The 12,012-nt window shown below is 65.8% G+C and carries 11 protein-coding genes; 10 read left to right on the forward strand and 1 reads right to left on the reverse strand.

From position 1 onward, the window contains the following. Positions 1–98: 98 nt before the first annotated feature. Complete coding sequence (locus tag CCR84_RS15160) at positions 99–377, forward strand: hypothetical protein (protein WP_201214069.1); 279 nt, start codon at positions 99–101, stop codon at positions 375–377. A gap of 84 nt (positions 378–461) precedes the next feature. Here CCR84_RS15160 and ettA read toward each other — a convergent pair whose 3' ends face one another. Continuing rightward, entirely contained in the window at positions 462–2,126 is a 1,665-nt protein-coding gene (gene ettA / locus CCR84_RS15165; RefSeq protein ID WP_201214071.1) for an energy-dependent translational throttle protein EttA, read from the reverse strand. A gap of 1,094 nt (positions 2,127–3,220) precedes the next feature. On the opposite strand from ettA, the gene rpoE reads away from it, so the two are divergent. From rpoE to recO, 9 genes are all read left to right on the forward strand, one after another. Continuing rightward, positions 3,221–3,820 (forward strand): RNA polymerase sigma factor RpoE, encoded by a 600-nt coding sequence (rpoE, locus tag CCR84_RS15170; RefSeq protein WP_201214073.1) that lies wholly within the window; start codon positions 3,221–3,223, stop codon positions 3,818–3,820. Positions 3,821–3,828: 8 nt separating this feature from the next. Continuing rightward, positions 3,829–4,305: a SoxR reducing system RseC family protein gene (locus tag CCR84_RS15175; RefSeq protein WP_338052630.1), complete on the forward strand. Its 477-nt coding sequence runs from the start codon at positions 3,829–3,831 to the stop codon at positions 4,303–4,305. 67 nt (positions 4,306–4,372) lie between these two features. Further along, the gene (locus CCR84_RS15180; RefSeq protein ID WP_201214075.1) at positions 4,373–5,815 is read left to right on the forward strand and encodes a DegQ family serine endoprotease; all 1,443 of its coding nucleotides are present in this window, start codon (positions 4,373–4,375) and stop codon (positions 5,813–5,815) included. Then, positions 5,808–6,131 (forward strand): glutaredoxin family protein, encoded by a 324-nt coding sequence (locus CCR84_RS15185; protein ID WP_338052631.1) that lies wholly within the window; start codon positions 5,808–5,810, stop codon positions 6,129–6,131. The genes CCR84_RS15180 and CCR84_RS15185 overlap by 8 nt, the downstream gene beginning before the upstream one ends. 164 nt (positions 6,132–6,295) lie before the next feature. Next, positions 6,296–8,089, forward strand: a complete 1,794-nt coding sequence (lepA, locus tag CCR84_RS15190) for a translation elongation factor 4 (protein WP_201214077.1) — start codon at positions 6,296–6,298, stop codon at positions 8,087–8,089. 12 nt (positions 8,090–8,101) lie between these two features. Then, the gene (gene lepB, locus CCR84_RS15195; RefSeq protein ID WP_201214079.1) at positions 8,102–8,890 is read left to right on the forward strand and encodes a signal peptidase I; all 789 of its coding nucleotides are present in this window, start codon (positions 8,102–8,104) and stop codon (positions 8,888–8,890) included. A 36-nt stretch (positions 8,891–8,926) separates the two neighbouring features. Continuing rightward, on the forward strand, positions 8,927–9,601 hold the full coding sequence (rnc, locus tag CCR84_RS15200; RefSeq protein WP_201214081.1) for a ribonuclease III: 675 nt from the start codon (positions 8,927–8,929) through the stop codon (positions 9,599–9,601). After that, the gene (era, locus tag CCR84_RS15205; RefSeq protein ID WP_201214083.1) at positions 9,598–10,485 is read left to right on the forward strand and encodes a GTPase Era; all 888 of its coding nucleotides are present in this window, start codon (positions 9,598–9,600) and stop codon (positions 10,483–10,485) included. The genes rnc and era overlap by 4 nt, the downstream gene beginning before the upstream one ends. Before the next feature lie 38 nt (positions 10,486–10,523). After that, entirely contained in the window at positions 10,524–11,240 is a 717-nt protein-coding gene (gene recO, locus CCR84_RS15210) for a DNA repair protein RecO (protein ID WP_201214084.1), read from the forward strand. The last annotated feature ends 772 nt before the right edge of the window (positions 11,241–12,012 follow it).

Genomic DNA, 12,012 nt, shown 5'->3' on the forward strand with positions numbered 1-12,012 from the left:
TTTCGCGGGGCAGGTGAATGAATCATGTCAACCGGCTCGCATCAACTGCGTTATTCGGCCCATGGGTGATTCATCACCGGTCGAGAACGGAGATAAAAATGGGTAGTCTGAGCAACGAGTCTTTCAGCGAATTCCTCGATTCCCTCAAGCAGGCGGGCGTTGCCATCAGCAACGAGCGCGAACTGCGCGAGCGTCTGGCCGAAGTGGATCGCTGGCGTTTCGCCTTCGCCACCCTGGCCGCCAACGGTGGCCCGCTCGGCATCCGCTTCGAGGACCGTGGCGCCAACGAGGACGTGCTCCGTCGCACCTTCAGCCAGTTCCAGTTCCCCGAGAGCCTCGAACAGCGTTTCGCCGCGAGCCTCAAGGCCGCCAACTGAGCGCATCGGCAAGGGATTCCGTCCGCCCCGCGGCGCCGGGGCGGAGGATGATGAAGGGCCCTGGCGGGCCCTTCATCATTTCGATCAGCGCGTGATCGGCTTGTAGCGAATGCGCTTCGGCTTGGCACCTTCCTCGCCGAGGCGACGCTTCTTGTCTTCCTCGTACTCCTGGTAGTTGCCGTTGAAGAAGCTCCACTGCGAGTCGCCTTCGGCAGCGATGATGTGCGTGCAGATGCGGTCGAGGAACCAGCGGTCGTGCGAGATGACCAGCGCGCAGCCGGCGAATTCGAGCAGCGCTTCTTCGAGCGCACGCAGCGTTTCGACGTCGAGGTCGTTCGACGGTTCGTCGAGCAGGAGCACGTTGCCGCCGGTCATCAAGGTCTTCGCCAGATGCAGCCGGCCGCGTTCGCCGCCCGAGAGCTTGCCGACGACCTTCTGCTGGTCGCCGCCCTTGAAGTTGAAGCGGCCGATGTAGGCGCGGCTCGGCATCTCGAAGCGGCCGATCTGCAGGATGTCGCGACCGTCGGCGAGCTCCTCGAACACCGTCTTGTTCGAAGCGAGGTTCTCGCGGCTCTGGTCGACATAGGCGATCTTCACCGTCGGTCCGATCACGACTTCGCCGGAATCGGGCTGTTCCTGGCCGGTGATCATGCGGAACAGGGTCGACTTGCCGGCGCCGTTCGGGCCGATGATGCCGACGATGGCGCCGGCCGGGATCGACATGTTCAGGTTGTCGATCAGCAGGCGGTCGCCGAAGGCCTTGCTCACGCCGTTGAACTCGATCACCTTGTCGCCGAGGCGCTCGGCGACCGGGATGAACAGTTCCTGCGTCTCGTTGCGCTGCTGGTACTCGTAGCTCGACAACTCGTTGAAGCGTGCCAGACGCGCCTTGCTCTTCGCCTGCCGCGCCTTCGGGTTCTGCCGTACCCACTCCAGTTCGTGCTGCATACTCTTGATGCGCGCGGCTTCCTGCTTGGCCTCGGTTTCGAGGCGCGCCTCCTTCTGTTCCAGCCACGAGGAGTAGTTGCCCTTCCACGGGATGCCGTGGCCGCGGTCGAGTTCGAGGATCCACTCGGCGGCGTTGTCGAGGAAGTAGCGGTCGTGGGTGACGGCGACGACGGTGCCCGGGAAACGGCAGAGGAACTGTTCGAGCCACTCGACCGATTCGGCGTCGAGGTGGTTGGTCGGTTCGTCGAGCAGCAGCATGTCGGGCTTGGAGAGCAAGAGCTTGCACAGCGCGACGCGCCGCTTCTCGCCGCCCGACAGGTGGCGGATCGACGCGTCCCAGGGCGGCAGGCGCAGCGCGTCGGCGGCGATTTCCATCTGGTTTTCGAGGTCGTTGCCGGCGGTGGCGATGATCGCTTCGAGGCGCGCCTGTTCCTCGGCGAGCGCGTCGAAGTCGGCGTCGGGTTCGGCGTAGGCGGCATAGACGGCTTCGAGCTTCTGCTGCGCCTCCATCACTTCGCCCATGCCCGACTCGACTTCCTGGCGGACGGTCTTCTCCGGGTCGAGCTCGGGTTCCTGCGCCAGGTAGCCGATGCGCAGTCCGGGCTGCCACTGCACCTCGCCCTCGAATTCCTTGTCGACGCCGGCCATGATGCGCAGCACCGTCGATTTGCCCGAGCCGTTGAGACCCAGGAGGCCGATCTTGGCGCCAGGAAAGAAGGAAAGGGAGATATCGCGGATGATCTGGCGCTTGGGCGGGACGACCTTGCTCACGCGCAGCATCGACATGACGTATTGAGCCATTGCAACTTGCCTCGATTTTTGTGTACTGGAGGAATGCGGGCGGCGAACTCTGCGCCCGCCGAACCGTGTTGAGCGCGCGAGTTTAACGTGAAACTGCGCAGGGATTGAGCAAAGGCCGCTTTCCTGGAGCAGCAGCCGGTCATCGCGAGCCCGCAGGGCGTGGCGATCCAGACAAGGCGTCATCGCGAGCCCGCAGGGCGTGGCGATCCAGGGCGTAGGTCTCGTTTCGGGTCGGCCGTGGATGGCGGCCAAGGGTGCGAAGATAGAAGAACGAACTAGATTGCCACGGCGCTGCGCGCCTCGCAATGACGGGATGGAGATGCGTCATCGCGAGTCCGTAGGGCGTGTCGATCCAGACAAGGCGTCATCGCGAGCCCGCAGGGCGTGGCGATCCAGGGCGTAGGTCTCGTTTCGGGTCGGCCGTGGATGGCGGCCAAGGGTGCGAAGATAGAAGAACGAACTGGATTGCCACGGCGCTGCGCGCCTCGCAATGACGGGATGGAGATGCGTCATCGCGAGTCCGTAGGGCGTGGCGATCCAGACAAGGCGTCATCGCGAGCCCGCAGGGCGTGGCGATCCAGGGCGTAGGTCTCGTTTCGGGTCGGCCGTGGATGGCGGCCAAGGGTGCGAAGATAGAAGAACGAACTGGATTGCCACGGCGCTGCGCGCCTCGCAATGAACGGGACGGAGATGCCTCATCGCGAGTCCGTAGGGCGTGGCGATCCAGACAAGGCGTCATCGCGAGCCCGCAGGGCGTGGCGATCCAGGGCGTAGGTCTCGTTTCGGGTCGGCCGTGGATGGCGGCCAAGGGCGTGAAGATAGAAGAACGAACTGGATTGCCACGGCGCTGCGCGCCTCGCAATGACGGCAGCGAAGGTGCGCTCTTCATGGCAGGAGGGCGGAACGTCGCCAAGTTTGAGCGGCGGCAGCCGCGAATGGGGGATAGGCGGGAGGAGGCGGGCTAGGCGGCAGGGTGCGTGGCTGGACGCATTCCTGGCGGAACGCCGGCGCGCGCGCGATGTCGACGCAAACTGCGTGCCCGATGCGAGCTTGCGATATACTGCAGCGAACCGTCCGACAGGAATTCATCAGGCATGAGCGAACGCGAAACAGACCAGAAGTTGGTCGAACGCGCACAAAACGGCGACAAGCACGCATTCGATATCTTGGTCGCCAAGTACCAGCGCAAGCTGGAACGCCTGCTGTCGCGCTTCATCCGCGACGCGGCGGAGGTCGAGGACGTCGCCCAGGAAGCCTTTATCAAGGCTTACCGCGCCCTGCCGTCGTTTCGCGGCGACAGCGCCTTCTACACCTGGCTGTACCGTATCGGCATCAATACGGCGAAGAACTATCTGGTCGCGCAGGGTCGGCGGGCGCCGACTTCGACCGGGGTCGATTCCGACGAAGCGGAGAACTTCGACGACGGCGAACTGTTGCGCGACATCAACACCCCGGAGAGCATGCTGCAGTCGAAGCAGGTCGGCGAAACGGTCAATGCCGCGATGGAGGCGCTCCCCGAAGAACTGCGCACTGCGATCGTCCTGCGCGAACTCGAAGGTTTGAGCTACGAGGAGATCGCCGAGGCGATGGGCTGTCCGATCGGTACCGTGCGCTCGCGCATCTTCCGTGCGCGCGAGTCGGTGGCAACGCGTTTGCGCCCGCTGCTGGCGACGGCGCCCGACCGGCGCTGGTAGGGGCGCGAGTGAACGCAAGGGTTGGGGCGACGGTGCACGCAGGCGCGCACGAGGCGACCGGGACGATCGTCGCCATCGACGGAGAGTTTGCCGTCGTGCGCATGGACGAGGGCGGCTGCGGGCGCTGCCACGAGCCGGGCGGCTGCGGTGGCAGCGCCAACATCGGCCGCATGTTCTGCGGGACGACGCGTGATTATCGGGCGCTCAACCCCGGGCGGGTGCCGGTTGGCGCCAGCGTCCGCCTTTCGATCGCCGACGGCGCGGTACGGCGCAGCGCGACCGTGGCCTACGGCATCCCCCTGCTCGCGCTCTTCGCCGGCGCGCTCGGCGGCGCTTCATTCGCCGGTGACCCGGGCAGCATCCTCGGGGCGGGCGGCGGTCTCTTCGTCGGCTGGTGGCTGCTGCGCCGCGACCGGCGTTCCGCCGACCGCGATCCGGCGCTGCTGCCGGTGGTCAGCGCGGTGCTGCGTACGACAGGGACTTGAGTTTTCACGTTGCGGCCACATCTTCCACCGAGTAGCGTTTGAACCGGAACAGGAGGCATCGCGGGTCATGAGACAACTTGTCGCTGCATTTCTCTTCTTCGTCGTTTCCCTCGGCGCCCAGGCGCAGGCCAGGCCGCTGCCCGACTTCACCGAACTGGCCGAGAAGAACGGCCCGGCCGTCGTCAATATCAGTACGACGCAGGTCGTTCGCGGCAACTCGCGCAGCGTCCCGGCGTTCCCGTTCGACGAGGACGATCCGATGGCGGAGTTGTTCCGCCGCTTCATGCCGCACCCCTTCGGCATTCCCGGCATGCCCGGCGCGCCGCGCGAGTTCGAGAGCCGTTCGCTCGGTTCAGGCTTCATCATCAGCAGCGACGGCTACATCCTGACCAACGCCCACGTCGTCGATGCGGCCGACGAAGTCCTGGTCAAGCTGACCGACAAGCGTGAATTCAAGGCGCGCGTGATCGGCACCGACAAGCGGACCGACGTGGCCCTCATCAAGATCGATGCCAGTGGCCTTCCGGTCGTGCGCATGGGCGATCCCGCTGCCCTGCGCGTCGGCGAGTGGGTGCTCGCCATCGGTTCGCCGTTCGGCTTCGAGAACAGCGTCACTGCCGGCATCGTCAGCGCCAAGGGCCGGTCCTTGCCGCAGGAAAACCTCGTCCCCTTCATCCAGACCGACGTTGCCATCAACCCCGGCAATTCGGGCGGGCCCCTGTTCAACATGAAGGGCGAGGTGGTCGGCATCAACTCGCAGATCTACAGCCGCTCGGGCGGCTACATGGGGATCGCCTTCTCGATCCCGATCGACGTGGCGATGGACGTGCAGGCGCAACTCAGGAGCAACGGCAGGGTCAGCCGCGGTCGCCTGGGCGTCGTCATCCAGGAGGTGACCAAGGATCTCGCCGAGTCCTTCGGCCTCACCAAGGCGCAGGGCGCCGCGGTGAATGCGGTCGAGAAGGGGGGGCCGGCGGACAAGGCGGGGATCGAGGAAGGCGACGTCATCCTCAAGTTCGACGGCAAGCCGGTCGTAAACTCGGCCGACCTGCCGCGGGCGGTGAGCGCCACCAAGCCGGGATCCCGCGTCACTGTCCAGGTTTGGCGCAAGGGGGCGACGCGCGACATCGCGCTCGTCGTCGGCGAGACGCCCGACGACAAGGCGGCACCGCGTCCCGGTCGCAAGGGCGCGCAGGCGCCGGCGGCGAACAGTCGTCTCGGGCTTTCCTTGTCCGAACTGAGCGCCGAGCAGCGGCGTGAGCTGAAGCTCGATGGCGGGCTCCTGGTCGAGGAGGTGCGCGGCAGCCTGGCGCGTTCGGACCTGCGCCGCGGCGACATCATCGTCGCCATCATTGCCCGCGGTGTCAGCACCGAACTGAAGACCGTCGAGCAGTTCAACAAGCAGCTTGCGCAACTCGAACGCAACGCCAACGTCGCCCTGCTGGTACGCCGCGGCGAGCTGCAGACCTTCGTCAGCATCAAGCTGCCGGCCGAGCGCAAGGGTGAATGAAGTGACGGGTGAAGTTTCCAGCGCGGAAGCGCAAGGAAAGGCAGCGCAGGAGGATGTGGCGCGGGAGCAGGTGGTACTGCTCACGCTGCTCTCGCGCGGCTACTGCCACCTCTGTCACGACATGGAGGCGGCGCTGGCGGCGCTGCTCGACGAGCTGAAGATCGAGGTCGAAGTGCTCGATGTCGACGCCGACGAGGCGCTGCTCGCGCGCTATGACGAACTGGTCCCCGTGCTGCTGCACGGCGAGCACGAGATCTGCCACTATCACCTCGACGTGGAAGGGCTGCGCCGCCATCTGGCGCAACTGCGCTGCTGAGGGTGGGAGCGCGCGCGGGTGCCGGCAAAGCACCCGCGGGCGCCGTTTTTTCGCTGTATAATCCGCCCCTTGCCTGCGCGACGGCCAGGCCTCACGCACACAACAACACCGGGAGATGCGGGCTCGCCATGGCCGTTTCCCGTCTCAGGAATCGGCAGCGTTCAATGCAACACATCCGCAACTTCTCGATCATCGCGCATATCGACCACGGCAAGTCCACGCTCGCCGATCGCATCATCCACCTCTGCGGCGGACTGTCCGACCGCGAGATGGAGGCCCAGGTGCTCGACTCGATGGACATCGAGCGCGAGCGCGGCATCACCATCAAGGCGCAGACCGCGGCGCTCTCCTACAAGGCGCGTGACGGTCAGACTTACAAGCTGAACCTGATCGACACCCCGGGGCACGTGGACTTCTCCTACGAGGTGTCGCGCTCGCTCTCCGCGTGCGAAGGCGCGCTGCTCGTCGTCGACGCTTCGCAGGGGGTCGAGGCGCAGACCGTCGCCAACTGCTACACGGCGATCGAACTCGGCGTCGAGGTCGTCCCGGTGCTGAACAAGATCGACCTGCCTTCGGCCAACCCCGACGGCGCGCGCCAGGAGATCGAGGACGTGATCGGCATCGACGCGACCGACGCGGTGCTGGCTTCGGCCAAGACCGGTTTCGGCGTCGAGGACATCCTCGAATCGATCATCGCCCGCATTCCGCCGCCCAAGGGCGATCCGGAGGCGCCGCTGAAGGCGCTCCTGATCGATTCGTGGTTCGACAACTACGTCGGCGTGGTCATGCTGGTGCGCGTCGTCGACGGCCAGTTGCGCGCCAAGAACAAGATCAAGCTGATGTCCACCGGAACGACGCACCTGTGCGAACAGGTCGGTGTGTTTACGCCGAAGTCGCAGGCGCGCGATGTGCTCTCCGCCGGCGAGGTCGGTTTCGTCATCTCCGGCATCAAGGAACTGAAGGCGGCCAAGGTCGGCGACACCCTGACGCTCGCCGACCGCCCGGCCACGGAGCCGCTGCCCGGCTTCAAGGAGATCCAGTCGCAGGTGTTCGCCGGGCTCTACCCGGTCGAGGCGAACCAGTACGACTCGCTGCGCGATTCGCTCGAAAAGCTCCAGCTCAACGACGCCTCGCTGCGCTACGAGCCTGAAGTGTCGCAGGCGCTCGGCTTCGGCTTCCGCTGCGGCTTCCTCGGCCTCCTGCACATGGAGATCGTCCAGGAGCGCCTCGAACGCGAGTTCGACCAGGACCTGATCACCACCGCGCCGACCGTCGTCTATGAAGTCGCGCTGCGCGACGGCACGGTGATCAACGTCGAGAACCCGTCGCGCCTGCCCGAACTGTCGAAGATCGAGGAAATCCGCGAGCCGATCATCACGACGACCATCTTCCTGCCGCAGGATTACCTCGGCGCGGTGATGACGCTGTGCAACCAGAAGCGCGGCATCCAGGTGAACATGAGCTACCACGGTCGCCAGGTGAAGCTCGTGTACGACATGCCGATGGCCGAAGTCGTGATGGACTTCTTCGACAAGCTGAAGTCGGCCTCGCGCGGCTACGCCTCGCTCGACTACGAGTTCAAGGAGTACCGCGCCGCCGATGTGGTCAAGCTCGACATCCTGATCAACGGCGAGAAGGTCGACGCGCTGTCCCTGATCGTGCACCGCGCCAACTCGCCTTACCGTGGCCGCGAGATCGCCGCGAAGATGCGCGAACTGATCCCGCGCCAGATGTTCGACGTCGCCATCCAGGCGGCGATCGGCTCGAACATCGTCGCGCGCGAGAACGTCAAGGCGATGCGCAAGGACGTGCTGGCCAAGTGCTACGGCGGCGACATCACGCGCAAGAAGAAGCTGCTCGAGAAGCAGAAAGCCGGCAAGAAGCGGATGAAGCAGGTCGGCGCGGTCGAGATCCCGCAGGAAGCCTTCCTCGCGGTGCTGCGCGTCGACGGAAAATAAGGGACCTTTCTCGTGAATTTTGCGCTCATCCTGTTCATCCTGCTGCTCGTCAGCGGCGGCATCTGGCTGGTCGACGCCTTCCTGCTGAAGCCGAAGCGCGCGCCGGGCGGCAAGGACCCGTGGTGGGTCGAGTACGGGTCGAGCTTCTTCCCGGTCATCCTGGTCGTCTTCCTGCTGCGTTCCTTCGTCGCCGAACCGTTCAAGATTCCCTCGGGGTCGATGATCCCGACCCTGCAGGTCGGTGACTTCATCCTGGTGAACAAGTACGCCTACGGGATCCGCCTGCCGGTGATCGACAAGAAGATCATCGACGTCGGCGAGCCGCAGCGCGGCGACGTGATGGTCTTCCGCTATCCGGAAGACCCCTCGCTCGACTACATCAAGCGCGTCGTCGGCGTCCCCGGCGACACGGTCGCCTATCAGGACAAGAAGCTGACCGTCAACGGCCAGCCGGTCGAGACGCGCCAGGTCGAAGACTACCTGCACCCCGAGCGCCTCTACTATTCGCGCCAGTTTACCGAGAAGGTCGGTGCGATTGAGCACCGCACGCTCAACGACGAGGACGCGCCGCCGTTCATCATGGGCGCCTCGCAGTTCCCGCTGCGCGAGAACTGCAGCTACGACAACGCGGGCGTCGTCTGCAAGGTGCCGGCCGGGCACTACTTCATGATGGGCGACAACCGCGACAACAGCCGCGACAGCCGCTACTGGGGCTTCGTCCCGGAACAGAACATTGTCGGCAAGGCCTTCTTCATCTGGTTCAACTTCAACGATCTGAAGCGGATCGGTTCGTTCCAGTGAGGTGTCCGGTGAATCCATGTACGCGGGTGGCAAGCAATGAGTGAACGTCGGATCGAGCAGGCGCTCGGGCATTCCTTCGGCGACGGCTCGCTCTTGACGACGGCGCTGACGCACCGCAGCCACAGTTCGCCGCACAACGAGCGCCTCGAATTCCTCGGCGACTCGGTCCTCAACTGCGTCATCGCGCGCCGGCTCTACGAGCGTTTTCCGGCCTTGCCCGAGGGCGACCTGTCGCGGCTGCGCGCCAACCTGGTGCGCCAGGAGACGCTGCACCAGCTGGCGCTGTCGCTGTCGCTCGGCGAGCAGCTGCGCCTGGGCGAGGGCGAGACCAGGAGCGGCGGTCGCGAACGTCCGTCGATCCTCGCCGACGCGCTCGAGGCGCTGTTCGGCGCGATCTGGCTCGATGCCGGTTTCGGCGCTGCCGAGGCGGTCATCTCGCATCTCTACCGCGATCTCCTCGCCTCGATCGCGCCCGGCCACCCGAACAAGGACCCGAAGACCCGCCTGCAGGAGTTCCTGCAGGGACGGCGGCTGGGGCTGCCGAAATACACGCTGGTCACCGCAGCCGGACAGGCGCACGCCCAGCAATTCACCGTCGCCTGCGAGATCGCGAAACCGCCGATGCGCAGCGAGGGCAGCGGCGCCAGCCGGCGTGCAGCTGAACAGATGGCTGCCGAGCGTGCGCTCGCCCAGCTCCAGGAAAAAGCATGAACGCAGAATTCAGATCGGGTTACGTCGCCATCGTCGGCCGGCCGAACGTCGGCAAGTCCACGCTGCTCAACCGCCTGATCGGGCAGAAGATCAGCATCGTCTCGCGCAAGGCGCAGACGACCCGCCACCGCATCATGGGCATCCGTACCGACGCCGACGCGCAGTACATGTTCGTCGATACGCCGGGTTTCCAGACCCGGCACACCAGCGCACTCAACCGGACCATGAACCGCGGCGTGACGCAGGCGCTCGCCGACGTCGACGCGGTGCTCTACGTGATCGAGGCCGGCCGCTTCGACGCCGCCGACAAGCAGGTGCTGGCGCTGCTGCCGCAAGACCGGCCGGTGATCTGCGTGGTGAACAAGATCGACCGCATCGAGGACAAGACGCGCCTGCTCCCCTTCCTCGGCGAACTCGGCAAGCAGCGCGATTTCGCCGCGATCGTCCCGGTCTGCGCCGCCAGCGGCGTGCAGAGCGAACAGCTTGTCGGCGAACTGCGCCGCCACCTGCCCGTGCGCGAGCCGCTCTTCGACGAGGATCAGATCACCGATCGCAGCGAACGCTTCCTCGCCGCCGAGTTCCTGCGCGAGAAGCTCTTTCGCCTGCTCGGCGACGAACTGCCCTATGCCACCGCCGTCGAGGTCGAGAAGTTCGAGCTGGACGGCGCGCTGCGCCGCATCAGCGCCTCGATCGTCGTCGACCGCCCGAACCACAAGGCGATGGTGATCGGCAAGGGCGGCGAGACCCTGAAGCGCATCGCCAGCGAGGCGCGCGTCGACATGGAGAAGCTCTTCGACGGCAAGGTCTTCCTCGAAGTCTTCGTCAAGGTCAAGTCCGGCTGGGCCGACGACGAACGACTGCTGAAGAGCCTCGGCTACGAATGAGCGCCGGCGCCGGTGTAGATTTCAAGCCGGAGTAGGCGATGTCGCGGCAGCGTGTCGACGCGCAGCCGGCCTGGGTGCTGCACAGCTATCCGTACCGCGAAACCAGCCTGATCGTCGAGGTCTTCTCGCGCGACCACGGGCGCATGGCGCTCTTGGCGCGCGGTGCGCGGCGACCGCAGTCGCCGCTGCGCGGGCTCCTGATGGCCTTCCAGCCGCTCGAACTCGGCTGGTCGGGCAAGGGCGAGGTGCGCACGCTAATGAAGGCCGAGTGGCAGGGCGGCCAGCCGCTCCTCTCGGGCAAGGCGCTGTTCTGCGGCTACTACCTGAACGAGCTGCTGCTCCACCTGCTGCCGCGCGAGGACGCGCACGAGCGCCTCTTCGCCGTTTACTCCGAAACGCTGCGCCGCTTCGCCGACGGCGTCAATGAAGCCGACCTGCGCCGCTTCGAGCGCGCGTTGCTCGGCGAACTCGGCTACGGCCTCACGCTCGCGCACGATGCCGCCGGCGCGCCGATCGTCGCCGAGGCCCACTATGCCTACGAGATCGAGAACGGCCCGGTGCGCTTGCCCCAGGCGGGGATGTCGGCGTTGTCGGTGCGCGGCCGCACCCTGCTCGACATGGCGCAGGACGACTTCTCCGACGCCCGCTCGCTGGCCGAGGCCAAGTCGCTGATGCGCTCGCTGATCTCCCACTACACGGGCGACCGGCAGCTGGAAACGCGCAAGATCTTCATGGAACTGTCCGAGTTCTCATAGGCCCGTTGTGCAGACCTCCCGACAGCCATGGCGAGTTGCGCCGCCCCGGAGAATGAAACGCGCCCATCCGCTGCCTTCAGTGCGAGGCGCGCAGCGCCGTGGCTATCCAGTTCGTTCCTCCGTCTCCTTGCCCTTGCCCGACATCCACGGCGGACCCGATGCGAGCCCTACGCACTGGATCGCCACGCCCTGCGGGCTCGCGATGACGCGTTGTGTGGATCACGACGCCCTTCGGGCTCGCGATGACGCGTGTCGTTCAGAGCAGGGCATTTCGTCATTGCGAGGCGCACAGCGCCGTGGCAATCCAGTTCGTTCCTCCGTCTCCTTGCCCTTGCCCGACATCCACGGCGGACCCGATGCGAGCCCTACACACTGGATCGCCACGCCCTGCGGGCTCGCGATGACGCGTGTCGTTCAGAGCAGGGCATTTCGTCATTGCGAGGCGCGCAGCGCCGTGGCAATCCAGTTCGTTCCTCCGTCTCCTCGCCCTTGCCCGACATCCACGGCGGACCCGATGCGAGCCCTACGCACTGGATCGCCACGCCCTGCGGGCTCGCGATGACGCGTCTCGTTCAGAGCAGGGCATTTCGTCATTGCGAGGCGCGCAGCGCCGTGGCAGTCCAGTTCGTTCCTCCGTCTCCTTGCCCTTGCCCGACATCCACGGCGGACCCGATGCGAGCCCTACGCACTGGATCGCCACGCCCTGCGGGCTCGCGATGACGCGTTGTGTGGATCACCACGCCCTTCGGGCTCGCGATGATGCTTCTCGTTC

The sequence above is a fragment of the Rhodocyclus purpureus genome (assembly GCF_016653115.1).
Lineage (GTDB): Bacteria > Pseudomonadota > Gammaproteobacteria > Burkholderiales > Rhodocyclaceae > Rhodocyclus > Rhodocyclus purpureus.

Excerpts from the sequence above, each read along its gene's own strand:
- recO (WP_201214084.1), top strand. The coding sequence starts at position 10,524 with ATGTCGCGGCAGCGTGTCGACGCGCAGCCGGCCTGGGTGCTGCACAGC.
- era (WP_201214083.1), top strand. The coding sequence starts at position 9,598 with ATGAACGCAGAATTCAGATCGGGTTACGTCGCCATCGTCGGCCGGCCG.
- lepA (WP_201214077.1), top strand. The coding sequence starts at position 6,296 with ATGCAACACATCCGCAACTTCTCGATCATCGCGCATATCGACCACGGC.
- rpoE (WP_201214073.1), top strand. The coding sequence starts at position 3,221 with ATGAGCGAACGCGAAACAGACCAGAAGTTGGTCGAACGCGCACAAAAC.
- ettA (WP_201214071.1), bottom strand. The coding sequence starts at position 2,126 with ATGGCTCAATACGTCATGTCGATGCTGCGCGTGAGCAAGGTCGTCCCG.
- CCR84_RS15160 (WP_201214069.1), top strand. The coding sequence starts at position 99 with ATGGGTAGTCTGAGCAACGAGTCTTTCAGCGAATTCCTCGATTCCCTC.
- CCR84_RS15180 (WP_201214075.1), top strand. The coding sequence starts at position 4,373 with ATGAGACAACTTGTCGCTGCATTTCTCTTCTTCGTCGTTTCCCTCGGC.
- rnc (WP_201214081.1), top strand. The coding sequence starts at position 8,927 with ATGAGTGAACGTCGGATCGAGCAGGCGCTCGGGCATTCCTTCGGCGAC.